This window comes from Wolbachia endosymbiont (group A) of Brachyopa scutellaris (assembly GCF_964026995.1).
In the GTDB taxonomy this organism is placed as follows: Bacteria; Pseudomonadota; Alphaproteobacteria; order Rickettsiales; family Anaplasmataceae; genus Wolbachia; species Wolbachia pipientis.
Genome location: NZ_OZ034720.1, coordinates 452,957 through 469,635, shown reverse-complemented (window position 1 = coordinate 469,635; position 16,679 = coordinate 452,957). Strand labels below are relative to the sequence as shown.

Genomic DNA, 16,679 nt, shown 5'->3' with positions numbered 1-16,679 from the left:
TTTTTTTTCCTCTATGCCATAGGTGTAATAGAAATGCCATCAAATTTTACTTCTTTAAGTTTTTCATTTGGCTCAAAACCTTCAATTTCAAAATCTTGTATTGCTTCTCGCATAAATTCAGCTTCATACGAAGTACTTGACAGCAGCTCTGTTGTTTCTTTAACATTAAATACTCTGGTTACTGGACTTTTCCAATTTGTTTTTACCTCCGTCCAGTGATCTATATTTTTATTTAGAGTAATTTGTGCCGGGACTGGATCAAAAGCTTGATATGGATTGATCTTTTCTCCTTTGGTCTGTAAAAGCTGCTCCAGTACCGGTTCAAGTTCATACGGCAACAAATGAGGTTCTTTACCTCTTTCAACATCAATAACTTCCACGTCTATCGGCAATATCAGTTCCTTGTTTACTATCGCTGCAGACTGTGAGATTCCTTGATCACGCATATCATCATCAAAGAATGGATCTACAAATACTCCTTTTTTGGTAGTAGGTTCTCTTGAATTTGCATCACTGCGTAGACGCTCCTCTGCAACCAGCGCATAAAGATCATTTATTCCTTTTTTCATTGCTTCAAGCTCATTCATCGGTACAGCATGAATAGCACTATTCACTATTTTCACCCCTTCTTTTTCTCCGTTTTTCCACGTCTGATGAATATAGCAGAGCAAAAGTTGTCCAGAAGGTGCTTTAGGCATCGATGGTCGCCAAGGGTGAGCTATGCCTTTTATCCTTCTTATTGCGCCTTTTGCATCTATAGTAATTAAATCAAAACGGGGCATTTTCCAGGTATAATCTATCAAAATCAAGCTGTTATCAACTGCTCCTTTCACTTTACATCCCTTTTCATTTATATCTTCAGGGCTTACATGAGTGCGGCAGCGATAGGTTATTAGGTAACTACTCCCAGGAGCTGGTTCTTTGCCAGGTAATGACCAATCAATATTTCCTACGTTTAGTTTATAATCTACACTATTTTCATAAATAACATTACCTTGTTTAATTTGAATAATTTCAAGTACTGCAGAGTCAGGTATTGGATCAACAGCTCCTGAATATGAACCATGAGTAATGGTAATGGTTTTTTGAACAGTTATATCTACTTTTTTGATTTCACTGATTGGAAAATCATTAACTTTAAGTTCCATTACTCTTTGGCTATTTGGCTGAAAAGTATGTGGTTCTGATTCAACTGATTTTATATTCGGATCTTCATCAAAAGAAACACGAATGCTGTGAGGTAACTCAATTTCATAACCATCAACATGAGCTTTGCCCTCATTAATCACGAATACTTCTTTTCCACCTTCTTTATGTAGGAACATAACTTCCAAGCCATTTACGACGTAGGAACCATTTGCCTCTTTGTCATAACGAGCAAGAGCAGTAGTTACTATATTTGCTTGTGGTGGCGGTGAATGTTCTATCAATACTCCATTTTCAATATTGTAAATTGGGTAAAATTCGCCATTTGTAGAGTTAACAGTAACACTTTCTACTTGGTATCCCCAAATGGTGGAAACTTTAAGTCTTGCAGCTCCTACTTCCTGATAGTTTCTTGTACCAACAGCAGGATCACGAAGGTTTTCATCCTCAAGTTCTGTAATCGTAGATTCTACGTAATAAACACCGATACGAACTGTAGTATTCAGCGGAATAACAAACTCTTTTGCCTCTACCTTTCTCACCGCTCCACGCAGATAGATTTTTCCTGATTCAAGCGTAACTTTACCAGTTTCTCTATCTATAATACAATTGCTTCCTGTTATAACATCACCATCACGAAATATTGCATCGCCTATGCCTTTAAGCTTAGAGAGAGCATACTCCTGAGTCTCGTTTAGTTCTGCTGACTGTAGACCTCTTCCTGCCAAAAATAAGCTTTTTTCGTATTCTTTGTCAGGATTAAAGCGGTTATAATAGGCGTTTAAAGTCATTTTATTCTAAAAGGTTACAACAAATGAAAAAGTTTCCCGAGTTGCAGCAGTTCTGATAAGTGGTACAGTGTGTTCTAAAACTAACAAAATTCCCGGATCTTCTATGTCTTGTGGCTCAAAATATCTCTGTCCTATAGGTAACCCTTCTTTTACTTTAGTACCAACCATAACCCCTAATTCCCGTATAACTTGATTTGCTGCGTCCATGAAATCGAAAGTAAATTTAAGATAGAGATTATTAGTTGGTACATTAGAGGGTTTAAACCTTCCAGAAGGAGTTATAAGTTCGCCGTTTTCATCACCTATGCAGAATAGTACTTCATCTGCAGTACGTCTGCCAAGTTCATTCAAGAGCTTTATAGAATTTATAGGTTCAGGTGGTGTGCTTTCAGTATACTCTACAGTAACTGCACTATTTGCCCTGATAGAGCTATTTTCCGTACGTTTTATTACACCACTACTGCTATCAACTATATAATCTATACTTGGCTGATAAGTTGTTTGTCCTGTAAAAACCCTTACATCTTTAATAGTATGGTGATCTAGAGCTATTTCACCCTCAACAAAAACTTTTTCGACCTGATGGATACTTCCCCAATTTGTATCACCACTGCCCCAGGCAAGATGTATAACTCGCTCTTTTATACTTGCTGCTATTGCTGCTCTTCCTGACTCTGTGAGTATTGACATTTGAAAATTTGACTCCTGTATATATATTCACCAAAATTACAAAAACTGTTCAGTTTTTTTAGGAAAATTCTTCTTTTTTTTCATAATAAATTTTTGTTGACTAATCTTTAATCTATTTTAGACATAATATATTTACTTTTAGATATATGATAGCTAGTGAGGAGTTTTGGAAAAGCAGTTTAGAAATGCCAGTATCCTTTCTGCTTAAGGACTTTCAAAATCCAAGTTTACGTGAAAGTTGGCTTAATTCTCTTTCTGGTAGACAATTAAGTGTGATTTTTAACCACTATTTTCAGAATAAACAAAATAGGCAATTATTTAAAGACCACGAAAAATGCGATGATATTTCAACTCAGCAAAAGCGTAAGATGCTTATTAAAATTTCTGAAGCTCTGTTTGATTATTACTTAGTCAATCGTTTTAGTCGTGCAAAATCAGAAACAACTATAGCTGAAGTAGCACGGTCTGTGTTAAGCCACGATCTTCTGAAATCATTTCTGTTGCAAAATAGCAAATATGACAAAAAGTCCTTGTTGTTTACTCTCTTTATAACTAATCATAACTTGCTGAAACAAATCTTCTGCTTTAATCAAGTACAAAAAAAAGGGTTTTTACCTTTCATATTAAAAAATCCTCCAAGACAAAAGCCCACTTCATTTAAGGATTTTTTATCAGAAAGTACAATACAGGAAATATTAAAACAGCATGATCTCTCGGAAAATGATAGTTTTGAAAGTCAGTTTCAAGAACTCTTTTACTACCAAAATAGTATTTACTTATTTATACGACGTGCTAGTAAAGATGAGGATTTATTAATCAGTTCAAATAAGGTAATACACGGTTATAAACCTAGTAGAATTATTATTGACTTTGCTTTAAACGCTAACCAAGTAAACCTATCTATTCAAAGTTTTGATCAAGGATTAAAAATAGCAAATAGAATAGTAAGCTGTTATTTTCAGCGAGAATGTTCATTTACTAACATGCGCCATCAAAATACAACAGCACAAGTGAGGACTTTTTTGAATGACTGTGTAAAACAACATGTACCTGATATTCACCTATTTGAATTAAAGTTTGGTCCATCTAAATCTAAAACTAATCTTACGTTAAACACGGATAATATTGAAGAGTGGTTGCAGAAAATAGAGCCTTCGGTTGGTAGTGTACTGCATGATGTTTCGCTTGTTCAGCATATCAAAGTATTGTTCAAAAGTAAAAAAGTTACTTTATCCTTTCAGACAGACACGCAATACGCAAATTATATAGAAATTGATTACTCAGAATATGTTCTCAATAGAAAAGAACGAGATGATTTTAAGTCTTTAATTAGAGATAGCTATGGAATTACCGTTTTGTCGAAAACACTCTCAAGATATTGATACTATGTTAGTAAATAGGTCCTGGGTAAATCCTGACGAGAACTATATAAAGGCTGCAGAGTATCTCAGTCAGCTTGATTTTGTTAAGCTTGAGAAGTATTATTTCGTTGTTTGCGCTAATGATTTAGATCTTGATTTTCCAAATATACAAAATCCTTATTGCAAAAACGAGGTTATCATTCCTCATGGTTTTGATGAAGGTTGTGATGATCTAGCTTGCGAGGATTGTGGTCGTGATATTTTTCCTGATACTTATAAAAAACAGCGTTATCTTGTGCTTTCAATTAAACTCAATACGCAAAAAATTATAAGTTGGTTTGAAAAACTATTGATAGGACTCATATGGGAAAAGGCGGCAAATGGGATATATCACATAAGCTTTAAAAGTAAAATAGTAAGCATTATTATACCAACTTTATGTACTGATAAGTCATATTTAACTGTAGATAGGTTAAGAACTAATGTTGCTGTTCTTATAACTTTTGGAAAGGCAGACCTAAAAATATTGTTAACCCTATACACTGTTCCCATGGCTGATTTAATTTGTAAACATCAAACTCTAAATCAAATACTAAGCGAAGCAGTTGAAAAAGGAGTACCAGAATTATTACCTAACGTTTCCTTTCGAGCATTCCCTTATATTCCACTGCAAGAAACAACTCTCCCAGAAAAAAAGATACTGCGATTAAAGGTTGAAGATAATACTATTTATGTTAATGACGTTGAAATTATAGGCAAACAAGCAACTTCAAGTATCCGCATCTTTAGAGTGTTACTTAAACAGTTTTTATGTGATTTAGAAGCAGCTAAAGAATGTAAATTTCTTAGTATCATTCAAATAGCAGATAGTTTAGGTATTGAAGACCCAGAACAGCAAGTACGCAGACCTCTTAATAGAATGCAAAAAACAATAGCAGAAAAGCTAGCTAGCACCTTGGGACTAAATATAAGACGAGATGATGTGATACAAGCATGTAACTGGTCAGGCTACCGGCTTAATCCATCTACCATTAACTTAAGTGCTAGCTAAGCTCCTTAGTCAATGTTGGACAGAAAACGCAGAAGGATACTTCTCTAAAATATACCGATACAATTCTTCAGCGCTTTTTTTGTCACCTGCAATGAAAGTAAAAAATTCAACTACGTCTCCTTTAATTTTGGCTAGTTTATACCAATCTCCTGCTCTTTCTCCTGTTGTCTCAACTATTATTTTATCTCCACGTAAATCTCCAATGTAAAACTTACTTTTGTAAAATTCACCACCAGGTAGTAAATGGAGTAGGTATTCTTCAATTCTATCAATTACTAACGCTTTTATTTCTTCTGGAGATCTATTCATAAAAGGTGCCCTCCAATAATTTATGATAAAAATATGATTCTTTTATTTGCTTAGAAAGGTATCCAATCAAGCTCAGTATTTTGATGTTGCTCTTGAGTAATAACCGTAGCAATCTTGTTTTTCTCTCCATATCGATCAGCTTCAATACCAACTTTTGCAGTAAACTCTAACCCGTTGAAATCAGCTATAGAGTTGACTTTTCTAGCAATAACTGCTTTTTCTGAAGTGTCATTTGAATGAATATTCCGTGCTGATTCCAAAATACTTCTAAGCATAGAATGACCAGATTTTCCCCAAACATCTTCTCCTTCAATACTTGCTTTGCCACTTTTGACACCTATAATCTGAAAAATCTTGCGTTTTGCATATGGACCTTCAGTGACAGTAAATTCAGCGTTTAAATAGATGCTGCCAGTAGTGTAGCTTTTAGTGAACCAATTTTCATAACCTCCAGGTTTAATGGCCATTTTGACTTTCACCGTTGTACCTTTTGGTATTAAATTACTTTGTGATTTTGCAGTATTAAAATCAGTTAAAAAATCTGATAGCATATTGTCCTCCTATAAATTAATTGCAAAACGAAAAAAAAGAATCAACTCCACTCATCTACGAGTTGCCAATTGCCATTTAGTTTATCGACAAGTTTGTTTGGCACGCGTTCACCATTACGAAGCTCAAATACTATCTGACGTACGGTACTTTCTTCATCATGAGCAAACATCACCATGCCAGTGCTATAAAATCCACGTAAAGATCCAGCACCGCTTAGGCCTTGAAATGGATCTTCTTCCAGCATCTTTTTCGATAATTTTTTTGTATGATGAGTGAGTACAATACAAGCATCTGGATTGACAGCACTGCGTAGCTTTTCAAGAGTCTTTTGCAAAAAGAACAGCATAGCACTATTATCATTTTCATTTCCATACTCACTGCTAAAGATGTTACGCAATGGATCTATGGCCAAAACATCAGGTTTAAAGCGTTCATTCACAATTTCCTTGATTTCACTTATTTCATCATGATTAAATGATAAGTGCACTTTTGGCGTAATGATTAAGTTGTTAGCAGCTACATTCAAAAGTTCATTATCAAGTTGAAGTTGTTGCAAACGTTCTTTCATATATTCATATTCAATTTCAGTTTGCATGTAGAAGATTTTCAAAGGTCTACTTGGTGTCATACCGAGAAATGATCTACCAGCAGCCATGTGGACAAGCCAAGAGATCAAAAAGTCACTTTTGCCGATTTTAGGTGGGCCACCCAGTACCAATAGACCTCTTTTTGTTAAAATTCTTGGTGAGATTATATCTTCTGGTATTGGCGTTTGATCACTTAAATACTCCTTTACGCTGTAAAAAGGGATTTTTTGACCGATATTGAAAAAGCTTTGTTCCATATTACTCCTTTTAAAATTAAATTTAGGCAACAGAAGCCAAGGTTTTGGCTTTAATTTTCGTAAGTAATTTTCCCAGATGCGGTTCTTCAACCATATTGAGGCATCCACTGCGATCTTTAGCAGGGTATCCCCAAGTATTAATAGTCTGACAGACAAATGAACGTTTCTCTGTTCCATCATCTTTCTTGATTCCAACCATGCTGATTACCTCATCAACTATCCCTGGAATTTCACTAGCAGTTTTTGCTCCTTCACATTGAGGCAGCCAAGTTGGACGATTGCAGTCATCAAGATATTGACCTAATGTGCCAACTATGATGATGTCTTTGTCTCTGATATGTTGAAACTGATTGAGCCAGGCCATCATTTCTTGTGCGAGTAATCCGTAAGCAGCTCTTTTATCTTCTCTCCCCGATCTATCTGAAAAAGCTTCAGGTTGCATTCTGGCCCATGAAAAACATAAACGTGATGCAACAGTTATGCTATCAATAAAAATAGAGCGGTATTTAGAAACCTCAGAAAGAAGATCTTTGTGCTTGCTACAGACATGCTCATAATGTTTTTGACTATACGCCTGATCAGACCTTAATGCAGGATTAGGACCACCAATAAGACAAGCAATGTCTCTGGCCTCATTCCAAGTGCGAATCTCAGTTGAATCTCCTTTCCAGTCTTGTACAGCTAGAAGTCCTGCTTCAAAATCAAGGCAAAGTGTTGTTGATTCATCGAGGGTTTTAAGTAGGCTAGTCTTGCCGATTCCATAAGGTCCAAAGATTACTATCTTCACACCTGTGACCATTTTTGCTCTTTCTTTGCTGTTTATTATTTTCATGCTTTTACCTTAATTTGCCACTATATATAAATTCACCAAATTTCAAAAAACTGTTCAATTTTTCTTATGCTTTTTTCCGTAAACAGGTGCAAATTTAGATCGCATTTTCTTGAGAATGTTGTACAAAGTAGTCCGTGACATATTGTTTATGTCTGCAACTTCAGCAATGCTGTGGTGTTTTAATTGTTCACATAAAACTTGCCACTTCTTTGGTAATTTTGAAATAATTTGCTCAACATCAATACGTAGTATCGCTTCATCTTCAAAACAGTAACTTTCCTGTTGCACATTATTTTCAAGTTTAGGAGTAGTACGTGAGTGTTTACGGACTAGATTATTAATACGATTTTTAACAACTTGCTTAGCAAAAGTTGAAAGACTGCCCTTAGTTTTATCATAGTGATCTATGCATGAAAGAAACTCACAGAAGAGGTCTTGTTCTATGTCTTCAATATCTTGATCAGTAAGCGATTTGTAATATTTTGCATAAAATTTTATTAAATTAACAACTTTAGGATCAATACCTGAATAAGAGTTTCGAGATTTCATAAGATGTATCCTTAAATGAAAGACTTAAGGATGAAACTTTCTTAGTAAATATTGTAGGACATGAAAAAAATACTTCAGACAATCGTGAATTTTTTACCCTCTGAAAGTCTAGAATCTTTTCTAAATCTCAGACACTCAAAACTTTGATCAGACAATGCACCTACGAACTGAACAGTTTTTGTAAATCCGGTGAATATATAGAACAAGACTCCGAATTTATAGTTTAAAGGTTAATTATGAGTGTTTCATACAATGTTCCAGAGATTAAAGCACAACTATTGTTGAATTTAAGATCTTGTCTTTCTTACCTTTTCCCCAATGGTACCTTCCATGGTGATGAATTTCGAATAGGTGATGTGCATGGTAACAAAGGAAAAAGTTTAAGAGTAGAACTAAGTGGCAGTAGAGCTGGGTTATGGAATGATTTTGCAACTGGAGAAGGTGGTGACATTATCGACCTTTGGGCAGCTGTGCATAGAAAGAATGCAAGGACAGAGTTTCCTGAGGTAATGGCTTCTATAGCTGAGTGGCTTGGTCATTTCAAAAATTCAAGTAATCCAACTGCATATTGGGATTATTACGATGAAAAAGGCCAAGCTCTTGTTAGAGTCTATCGTTATGATGACGGTAATGGAAAGCGATATCTTCCTTTTGATATTAAAAAATCCGACTTTGGTGCGCCAGAGATAAGGCCACTCTATAATATCCCAGGTATTTTGAAGTCCGATAAAGTTATTCTTGTTGAGGGAGAAAAATGTGCAGAAGCGCTAATAAAACAAGGTATTACAGCAACAACAATAATGTCTGGAGCAAATGCAGATGTTAAAAAGACTGATTGGTCACAGCTTAAGGGCAAGCATATTATTATATGGCCAGATAATGATGAAGCAGGTGCAAAGTATGCTAAAAATGTTGGAAATAAGCTTTTAGAAATTGGAGTTGCATCACTTGCTGTGCTTGAAATTCCTCGAGGTAAGCCTAAGAAATGGGATGCTGCTGATTGTGTGGAAGAAGGTATAAATGTTGAAAAGTTTTTAGCTTTAACCACATGTATAAATTTATCTGCTACTGATATTTTAAATACAAAAAGGTTTGTTGGATTTCCTGCAAGACAATATTTGAGTGACAAATCACCAATGCCAGAAGATATAATCGCACCAAGAATTTTAACTCCAAGTGGGCTTTTAGTTTTTGCTGGCGCACCCAAAGTAGGAAAAAGTGACTTTCTAATTTCCTGGCTTTTTCATATGGCAGCAGGAGTTTCATTTCTTGATATGATACCTAAGAGGCATTTAAGGATCTTTTACCTTCAAACAGAGATAGGTTACCATTATATGCGTGAACGGACACAACAACTAAAACTTAGCGATGAGCTCATAGAGCTTGCTGCAGATAATTTGGTAATTACGCCACAAGTAAAGATGCTTTTAAACGACGATAGTATGGATGAGGTTGTTGCTGAAATAGAAAAGTCATTTGGTTCAAACACAGTTGATGTTATTGCTATTGATCCACTGCGTAATATTTTTGATGCTGGTGATAATGGTAGTGAAAATGACAATAATGCAATGCTCTTTTTCTTACAAGAGAGAGTTGAAAAGCTAAGGACATTAGTCAATCCAGATGCAGGAGTTATTCTAGTGCATCACACGAAAAAGATACAAAAGAAATCATTAGAAGAAGATCCTTTTCAGAGTTTCAGTGGTGCTGGTTCATTAAGAAGCTTTTATACTACAGGAATGATAATGTTTAAGCCAGATGAACGGCAGAGTAGTCGTCAACTGATGTTTGAATTACGTAATGGTCATGCTATTCCATCAAAATATATAGATAAAATCAATAACTGCTGGCATATGATTGATTATGAATCACAGAGGCTTATAAATAAAGATTATGGTAAAAAGTTAGATGCAGAACGTTCTCGTAGACATGATGTTATTTTGCAGTTGATTTATGAAGAAGCACGAGAAAAAGGAAAAGTATATACAATTAATTCATTCTGTCAGATATTTGAAGGTAAAGCAGGTCTTGGTAGTCAGCATTCTATTCGTAACCGTATCGATGTGCTTGCTGCAAAAGGTTATATAAAATTTAACAGAAAAGGTAAAAATGCTGCAAGAACCAAATATGGAATACTTTGTGTTGAAGGTATGGAAAAAAGAGTAACAAAGTTTGATAATCAACTAAACAAGAATGTTATAGTCTATGAAAAGATTTTACCTACTGATTACAAATCATCGGAATGTGAGGATGTTGTTCCAGAAGAAAATCCAAATATTTGGGTTTATAACGATCAAATTTTAGATATCTAGAACTTTTTCACCAAAATTCTCTATTACTTAAATATTTCAGTTTTCAGTCTTGGCCAGTTTTTGTCAGAATGCGTTCAGTCTACGAAGTCAGAATTTGTTAATAATTAAAAAGTACTAGATTTTCAATAGTTTAAGAAATCGTCAGACTGTGAAATCGTAGACTGAAAAAAGAGATAAAAAGCTAGAAATATAGAGGGTTTTGTCCGATTTTCAGTTTTCAAAATAACTCCTATTATTATAAATAATAATATTAAGTAGTATGAATTAACACATACTACCTTTAGCTTTTAGCTTACTAAAAAATCTCAATAGACAAAAACATGAAAAACCTACTATTGCATTTTGGATAACCTAAAAAAAGATGAAAGATAAATGCTTACAAAAGACGAAATTGCTAATAATAGCGTTTCAAAAAGATTCTATGACTTCAGGGTACAATCGTACAATCAAGATCTAAGTTACTCATGTAGGGTGGCTTAAAACTTGATTACAAGGCATTTCTAAGTTATCCCTTGCTTTAAAGTTTTACTTATTATAAAAAACCCTCATTTTACTTTATCACGCTTTTTATTCCTTGTAAAATATTTTTTCAAAAAAGTGAACAGTTTTTGTAATTTAGGTGAATATATAACAAGAGCTGGTTATTTTGGAGGTCCTATTGAAATACAACTATTTTTATCTAGAACTCTTAAGTTGGGTCTTTAGGTAATCTATATAAATAATTTGTAGATGAAGCTAAAGGAAAAAAGTTTGGAGTTGCTGCTATGGAAGAAGAAACAGAAGCTACAAAACCCGCTTAAAATAGAGACAAAGATCTAAATTTATTTATTTACGTCTCCAATTTTATCACGTACAATGGAGACAAAGATTTATATTTTGTGTTTTATGTCTCCATCATTTATTGGTAGGCAAACTGAGTTAAAGCAACTACTGGAACTTACAGAAAAAAATACTGCATCTTTTGTAGTAGTCAAAGGAAGGCGCCGTATAGGAAAAAGTCGTTTAATTCAAGAATTTGGTAAGTATTTTGAACAATATTACTCCTTTATAGGTTTGCCACCAGAAAGGCATACTACAACGTCCTACCAACTTAATGAATTTTCTAGACAAGTTGCTAGACAATTTAATACATCTTTTGCTAGGTATGATGACTGGAGCGATTTACTATGGGCAGTTGGTGAACGTCTACTATCAGGAAAAACATTATTGCTGTTTGATGAAATTTCTTGGATGGGCTCAAAAGATCCAACCTTTTTAGGCAAAATAAAAAACTTTTGGGATACGCAGCTAAAAAATAATAACAAGCTAATTTTCGTTGTTTGTGGATCAGCTTCATCCTGGATCGAGAAGAATATACTTAGTAGTACTGGTTTTGTAGGAAGAATATCGTTAACTTTGACACTCGGAGAATTATCACTTTCTGATTGCAACAAATTTTGGCCAAAAAATATTTCAGCATATGAAAAGTTTAAGGTGCTTGCAGTAACTGGAGGAATTCCAAAGTATTTAGAGGAGATAAATTTTAAACATAGCGCTGAAGAAAATATTAAAAGGCTTTGTTTTACAAAAGGTGGGTTTTTAGTTGAAGAATTTAATCAAATATTCTCAGATTTATTCATGCGAAAAACGGCTTTTTATAAGCAAATAGTCAGAGCTCTTTCTACTGGAGCTAAAGAACAAGAAGAAATTTGTGCTACTTTAAATATCGTAAGACATGGACGCATTTCTGAGTATCTACATGAGCTCGAACTTGCTGGTTTTATCGCAAAAGATCATACTTGGAGTATAAAAACTGGTACTGATTCACGGCTCAGGAGGTACAGACTTCAAGATAATTATTTAAGGTTTTATCTAAAATATATCGAAAAAGATCTAGGAAAAATTAGTCGTGACACCTACTCTATAGGATTCCTACCAGAGTGGCATACAATTATTGGGCTTCAATTTGAAAATTTGGTGCTGAACAATAGAAAGAGTATACGTAATATCTTAGGAATTGATGGAATAATAAGCGAGAATCCATTTTTTCAGAAAAGAACGCGTAATAGTGCAGGTTGTCAAATTGATTATATGATTCAAACGAAGTTTAACACTCTCTATATTTGCGAAATCAAATTTTCAAAAGATAAAATTGGTCATTCAATAATACAAGAGGTACAAAAGAAAATAGATGCACTAAATCGTCCAAAAGGCTTTTCATGTCGTCCAGTCCTTATCCACGTCAATGATGTAAGTGATGATGTTATAGATAGTGGTTACTTTTCACACATAATTGATTTTGGAAAATTATTGAATTGTAAGTAATGGTTTTTCTGACTTAAAAATAATGTCTTTTTAGTTTTTACGTTTATTCTTAACTTATAGAGGTTGCTTATGACTGATACTTTAACTTTAAAAGAAGGAGATATTGAAACTACTGCTTTTGATAATAGCAGTTTTACTAGAGTACTACATGATGGAGAGTGGTGGTATGTAATAACAGAAGTAATAGCTTTTCTGACAGGTAGTAAGACCCCATCTGACTATCTAAAAAAGATAAAAAGCAGAGATATAGGGCTTTCTGAAGGATGAGGACACCCCCCTTGAAATTAAAACAAAAGGTGGTAAACAGAATGTTAATTGTACAAATGTTGAGGGGTTGTTTCGTATTTTGCAGTCTATTCCTTCCAAAAGAGTTGAGCAATTTAAACGTTGGCTTGCAAAAGTTGGGTATGAAAGACTACAAGAATATGAAAACCCTGAACTTGCACTCAAAAGAATCTATGCCGATTATGCTGCAAAACTCAAGAATGGATACAAAAGAGAATAGAATCAATAGCTGTCAGAAATCAACTAACAAAAGAATGGGGTAATAGAAATATATCTGACCACAATAACAAGTATATTGAAGGTAGGGAATACGCAATATTGACAGACGTAATTTCTGAGGGAACATTTGGAGTAAAAACAAAGCATCATAAGGAAATAAAAGGCTTAACCTTTAAGAGATCATATGACACCGATTGAGCTAATTTTCAATATGCTAGGAGAACAAGCTACCATTGATGAGATAAAGGATAAAGATGCACAGGGCTAATAAAAATTTAGAAGCGGCAAAGGAAGGTGGTAAAAATGCAGGCACAGCAAGAGAGGCATTTGAAAAAGCAAGAGGTATGAAAGTCGTTTCTTCAGACAACTTTTTAAAGAGGATTAAAGATTAAAGTTCTCACTATGAGAAATCTCTGAATTTTATGGTTTAAAACGTTTTAGAAGGCTATTATAGTGTTATTGATGATATAGATAGTGAATTTTGCTTTTACCAAAAACTCATGTAATTTCTTCTCAGCTCAAATAGTAAGGTGTCTAGGAGTTCCGTTTAGCTGGTTCTTAAAGTTTAGGCTCTCTTTAGTTTCTTAGCTGTCTTAAAATTATTTTAACTTTTTTTGAAAAAATCCCGAAAAAAGTAGTAAGAAATCCGGTATATATTAGTGTAGGGGCATTGAGTGTAGATGTGCTTCAAACAGAAAAGTTGGAAAACAGAAAGCAAAAGAAATATAGGCTTTTGGCAAGTTACGTAATTGAGAATTTATATTTTTTTAAATAAGGCAAAAACTGTGTTTTAAAGCTAGATGTGACTTTAGGGAAAAAAAACATCACTACTTACTAAAGAACGTCTATAATAGCCTCTAAACTCAAATAAAAGCTATCCTTAGTAATCTTATTGTTACAAAACAAACTTGCAAGCAAGTTTAACACGGTTTTTATCCTTTGCAAAAAAAAGTGAACAGTTTTCGTAATTTTGGTGAATATATATAACAAGAAAACAACTTTCTGCAGTAGCACATAATTCTCGAATTTCCGTTGTTGGCCTACAAAAACCTATGAATTGCTAGTGTATTTTGCAGAAACCAAACGATATTTTGGAATCAGTGCTACTTATAGTTTTAAATAATGTCAATCCTAACACTGGACCTCGGCAAACAGAAAGGCTGGGCAATTCTAACAGATGGAGTAATTGAAAGTGGAAGCAAAAGTTTTCATGGTAGCCGTTTTAGCGGAGGTGGCATGTGCTTCTTGAATTTTCGTAATTGGCTTAATTCTTTGAAACATGAGTTCACTGCAGTGTATTTTGAAGAAGTGAGAAGACATCTAGGAACTGATGCAGCTCATTGCTACGGTGGGTTTTTGGCTGTTCTCTCTGCTTGGTGTGAAGAACATCATGTGCCGTACAAAGGTGTTAATGTTAAAACTATAAAACGCTTTATAGCAGGCAAAGGTAATGCAAGTAAGAGTGAAGTTATTGAAGCTGTAAAGAAAAAAGGGGGTTCACCCAGAGATGATAATGAGGGGGATGCTTTGGCATTAATGTTCTATGTTATGAATTTCAGTAAAGATATTAATAAGCTGAGAAATCCATAAAAAGTGGGTCCTTTCGGCCATACTGGAGGGTTTGGTGGGTCAGACCCCAGGCCTTCTTTAGCGTCAGAGATATTTTAAATATTAACTTTTTAATTATTAAGAATTTAAACATAGTAATTATATGAATTTAGCAATCCACTACTATCCTACTCAAAATCTGGTCGAATATGAGCGTAATCCTCGTAAAAATGACGATGTAGTAAACAGAATGTGTGCTTCTATTCGAGAATTTGGCTTTCGTATTCCAATAGTTGTAAAAAGCGATGGAACTGTGGTTGATGGTCATTTAAGACTTAAAGCAGCAAGAAAACTTGGTATGGAGAGTATTCCCGTAGTCTTAAGTGATAATCTAAATGAACCACAAACCAAAGCTTTTCGATTACTGGCAAATCAATCAGCTAATTGGGCAAAGTGGGATGATGATCTTTTGAAGGTGGAAATTCAAGAATTAGAAGATTTACAGTTTGATCTTAAAATGACTGGATTTGAGCTAGAAAAAGTTCAAAACTTTCTTGATGATTTAGATGGTGAAGAAGAAGATCTTTCTGACTTAGCTATTGATGACAAAAAAGTAACAAAACCAGGTGATTTATGGATTTTAGGTGATCATAGAATCTATTGTGGTGATAGCTCTGTGGTTGAATCATATAAAGCGCTGTTAGATGATAAAATGGCAGATATTACTGTTTGTGATCCTCCATATAACGTTGATTATGGTAGCAGTCAAGAAAGAGAAGATAAAAAAATATTAAACGATAATCAAGGTGAAAAGTATGAGCTTTTTCTCTACGACATCTGTTCCAATATTTTAGCATATACTAAAGGTGCAATTTACATCTGCATATCATCATCAGAGTTTTCAACGTTGCAAAAAGCATTTGAGGAAGCAGGAGGGAAATGGTCAACATTTATCATTTGGGCAAAGAATCACTTTACGCTAGGAAGGTCTGATTATCAGAGACAATACGAAGCAATGCTCTATGGATGGAAAAGCGGTAATAAACGTGAGTGGCATGGAGGAAGAAATCAAAGTGATTTGTGGTTTTATGATAAGCCAACGCACAATACACTACATCCAACGATGAAGCCAGTAGAGCTAATGGAGAAAGCAATAGTAAACAGCAGCAGATCAGGAGACATAGTACTTGATCCATTTAGCGGTTCTGGAAGTACACTGATTGCATGTGAGAGAACAGGAAGAATTTGTAGGACAATAGAGCTAGATTCAAAATTTGTAGATGTAACCATAAAACGTTGGCAAATATATACCGGAAGAGATGCCCTTTTAGCCAGTACTGGTAAAACTTTTGCAGAAATTCAAGAAGAAAATTCGTAAAAAGGAGCAAAAAGAGAGGAGGAAAAGAGTGGAAAAAATCACGCAGACGGAATGGGCAAAAGAACTAGGAGTTTCAAAGCAATATGTCTGTTATTTAGTAAAAAAAGGAATAGTTGAGTTGGAGGATGGTTTGGTCAATAGAGAACAAGCAAATGAAGCGGTGGCAGCAATAAGAGATCCAAGCCAGCCGCTGAGGAGGAAAAATCCAGAAAGTACAAGTAACCTTTCTACGATGTTGCTAAAAACGCGAATAAAAAATGAAATGGAACGAGGTAAACTGCTTGAGGCAAAAGCAAAAGCTGAGATTGGTGAACTTGTAGCAGTAGAGGAAGTAAAGCGCGATGCATTTAATGTAGCAAGAGTTGTCCGTAATAATTTGCTTAATATTCCAAATAGAGTTTCAGCGCTGCTTGCATCACTGAGTGACACTGAAAAGATTCATCAGACGCTAACTGAAGAGATTACAAACTCACTCCAAGAATTATCTAACGCTAAATTTCAAATATAA

The 16,679-nt window shown here is 34.5% G+C and carries 17 protein-coding genes; 10 read left to right on the top strand and 7 right to left on the bottom strand.

Annotation, left to right across the window (positions count from 1 at the left end; genetic code table 11):
* Positions 1-11: 11 nt before the first annotated feature.
* Both AAGD93_RS02350 and AAGD93_RS02345 read right to left on the bottom strand, forming a co-directional pair.
* Positions 12-1,937, bottom strand: a complete 1,926-nt coding sequence (locus AAGD93_RS02350) for a DUF4815 domain-containing protein (protein WP_341819755.1) — start codon at positions 1,935-1,937, stop codon at positions 12-14.
* Between the two features lie 6 nt (positions 1,938-1,943).
* A complete protein-coding gene (locus AAGD93_RS02345; protein WP_341819754.1) occupies positions 1,944-2,627 on the bottom strand; it encodes a hypothetical protein in 684 nt (227 codons plus the stop codon).
* Positions 2,628-2,812: 185 nt separating this feature from the next.
* Here AAGD93_RS02345 and AAGD93_RS02340 point away from each other — a divergent pair, with 185 nt between their 5' ends.
* Positions 2,813-4,009, top strand: coding sequence for a hypothetical protein (locus tag AAGD93_RS02340; protein ID WP_341819753.1), 1,197 nt, complete (start codon positions 2,813-2,815; stop codon positions 4,007-4,009).
* Positions 3,969-5,039, top strand: coding sequence for a hypothetical protein (locus AAGD93_RS02335; RefSeq protein WP_341819752.1), 1,071 nt, complete (start codon positions 3,969-3,971; stop codon positions 5,037-5,039). Before AAGD93_RS02340 ends, AAGD93_RS02335 begins: the two co-directional genes overlap by 41 nt.
* Before the next feature lie 9 nt (positions 5,040-5,048).
* On the opposite strand, the gene AAGD93_RS02330 is transcribed toward AAGD93_RS02335, so the two are convergent.
* Genes AAGD93_RS02330 through AAGD93_RS02310 form a run of 5 tightly spaced genes read right to left on the bottom strand, consistent with a single transcriptional unit; the run spans position 5,049 to position 8,125 of the window.
* On the bottom strand, positions 5,049-5,348 hold the full coding sequence (locus tag AAGD93_RS02330) for a hypothetical protein (protein WP_264328518.1): 300 nt from the start codon (positions 5,346-5,348) through the stop codon (positions 5,049-5,051).
* A gap of 50 nt (positions 5,349-5,398) precedes the next feature.
* Entirely contained in the window at positions 5,399-5,899 is a 501-nt protein-coding gene (locus AAGD93_RS02325; RefSeq protein ID WP_341819751.1) for a hypothetical protein, read from the bottom strand.
* A gap of 41 nt (positions 5,900-5,940) precedes the next feature.
* The gene (locus AAGD93_RS02320) at positions 5,941-6,744 is read right to left on the bottom strand and encodes an AAA family ATPase (protein WP_341819750.1); all 804 of its coding nucleotides are present in this window, start codon (positions 6,742-6,744) and stop codon (positions 5,941-5,943) included.
* 22 nt (positions 6,745-6,766) lie between these two features.
* The gene (locus AAGD93_RS02315; RefSeq protein WP_341810243.1) at positions 6,767-7,576 is read right to left on the bottom strand and encodes an ATP-binding protein; all 810 of its coding nucleotides are present in this window, start codon (positions 7,574-7,576) and stop codon (positions 6,767-6,769) included.
* 54 nt (positions 7,577-7,630) lie between these two features.
* A complete protein-coding gene (locus tag AAGD93_RS02310; RefSeq protein ID WP_341810244.1) occupies positions 7,631-8,125 on the bottom strand; it encodes a sigma-70 family RNA polymerase sigma factor in 495 nt (164 codons plus the stop codon).
* Positions 8,126-8,361: 236 nt separating this feature from the next.
* Here AAGD93_RS02310 and AAGD93_RS02305 point away from each other — a divergent pair, with 236 nt between their 5' ends.
* The 8 genes from AAGD93_RS02305 to AAGD93_RS02270 all read left to right on the top strand — a co-directional run bounded on the left by AAGD93_RS02305 (position 8,362) and on the right by AAGD93_RS02270 (position 16,679).
* The gene (locus AAGD93_RS02305; RefSeq protein WP_341818092.1) at positions 8,362-10,437 is read left to right on the top strand and encodes an AAA family ATPase; all 2,076 of its coding nucleotides are present in this window, start codon (positions 8,362-8,364) and stop codon (positions 10,435-10,437) included.
* An 885-nt stretch (positions 10,438-11,322) separates the two neighbouring features.
* Positions 11,323-12,741 carry an AAA family ATPase gene (locus tag AAGD93_RS02300; protein ID WP_264328523.1) on the top strand — a complete coding sequence of 473 codons (1,419 nt, stop codon included), beginning with the start codon at positions 11,323-11,325 and terminating at the stop codon, positions 12,739-12,741.
* 69 nt (positions 12,742-12,810) lie between these two features.
* On the top strand, positions 12,811-13,008 hold the full coding sequence (locus tag AAGD93_RS02295; RefSeq protein WP_341819749.1) for a hypothetical protein: 198 nt from the start codon (positions 12,811-12,813) through the stop codon (positions 13,006-13,008).
* 67 nt (positions 13,009-13,075) lie between these two features.
* Positions 13,076-13,246, top strand: a complete 171-nt coding sequence (locus AAGD93_RS02290; protein WP_341819748.1) for a hypothetical protein — start codon at positions 13,076-13,078, stop codon at positions 13,244-13,246.
* A gap of 253 nt (positions 13,247-13,499) precedes the next feature.
* On the top strand, positions 13,500-13,637 hold the full coding sequence (locus tag AAGD93_RS02285) for a hypothetical protein (protein WP_341819747.1): 138 nt from the start codon (positions 13,500-13,502) through the stop codon (positions 13,635-13,637).
* 730 nt (positions 13,638-14,367) lie between these two features.
* The gene (locus tag AAGD93_RS02280; RefSeq protein WP_341819746.1) at positions 14,368-14,835 is read left to right on the top strand and encodes a Holliday junction resolvase; all 468 of its coding nucleotides are present in this window, start codon (positions 14,368-14,370) and stop codon (positions 14,833-14,835) included.
* 121 nt (positions 14,836-14,956) lie between these two features.
* Entirely contained in the window at positions 14,957-16,171 is a 1,215-nt protein-coding gene (locus AAGD93_RS02275; protein WP_341819745.1) for a DNA modification methylase, read from the top strand.
* A gap of 28 nt (positions 16,172-16,199) precedes the next feature.
* Positions 16,200-16,679, top strand: a complete 480-nt coding sequence (locus AAGD93_RS02270) for a hypothetical protein (RefSeq protein ID WP_341819744.1) — start codon at positions 16,200-16,202, stop codon at positions 16,677-16,679.

Excerpts from the sequence above, each read along its gene's own strand:
- AAGD93_RS02350 (WP_341819755.1), bottom strand. The coding sequence starts at position 1,937 with ATGACTTTAAACGCCTATTATAACCGCTTTAATCCTGACAAAGAATAC.
- AAGD93_RS02345 (WP_341819754.1), bottom strand. The coding sequence starts at position 2,627 with ATGTCAATACTCACAGAGTCAGGAAGAGCAGCAATAGCAGCAAGTATA.
- AAGD93_RS02340 (WP_341819753.1), top strand. The coding sequence starts at position 2,813 with ATGCCAGTATCCTTTCTGCTTAAGGACTTTCAAAATCCAAGTTTACGT.
- AAGD93_RS02335 (WP_341819752.1), top strand. The coding sequence starts at position 3,969 with ATGGAATTACCGTTTTGTCGAAAACACTCTCAAGATATTGATACTATG.
- AAGD93_RS02330 (WP_264328518.1), bottom strand. The coding sequence starts at position 5,348 with ATGAATAGATCTCCAGAAGAAATAAAAGCGTTAGTAATTGATAGAATT.
- AAGD93_RS02325 (WP_341819751.1), bottom strand. The coding sequence starts at position 5,899 with ATGCTATCAGATTTTTTAACTGATTTTAATACTGCAAAATCACAAAGT.
- AAGD93_RS02320 (WP_341819750.1), bottom strand. The coding sequence starts at position 6,744 with ATGGAACAAAGCTTTTTCAATATCGGTCAAAAAATCCCTTTTTACAGC.
- AAGD93_RS02315 (WP_341810243.1), bottom strand. The coding sequence starts at position 7,576 with ATGAAAATAATAAACAGCAAAGAAAGAGCAAAAATGGTCACAGGTGTG.
- AAGD93_RS02310 (WP_341810244.1), bottom strand. The coding sequence starts at position 8,125 with ATGAAATCTCGAAACTCTTATTCAGGTATTGATCCTAAAGTTGTTAAT.
- AAGD93_RS02305 (WP_341818092.1), top strand. The coding sequence starts at position 8,362 with ATGAGTGTTTCATACAATGTTCCAGAGATTAAAGCACAACTATTGTTG.
- AAGD93_RS02300 (WP_264328523.1), top strand. The coding sequence starts at position 11,323 with ATGTCTCCATCATTTATTGGTAGGCAAACTGAGTTAAAGCAACTACTG.
- AAGD93_RS02295 (WP_341819749.1), top strand. The coding sequence starts at position 12,811 with ATGACTGATACTTTAACTTTAAAAGAAGGAGATATTGAAACTACTGCT.
- AAGD93_RS02285 (WP_341819747.1), top strand. The coding sequence starts at position 13,500 with ATGCACAGGGCTAATAAAAATTTAGAAGCGGCAAAGGAAGGTGGTAAA.
- AAGD93_RS02280 (WP_341819746.1), top strand. The coding sequence starts at position 14,368 with ATGTCAATCCTAACACTGGACCTCGGCAAACAGAAAGGCTGGGCAATT.
- AAGD93_RS02275 (WP_341819745.1), top strand. The coding sequence starts at position 14,957 with ATGAATTTAGCAATCCACTACTATCCTACTCAAAATCTGGTCGAATAT.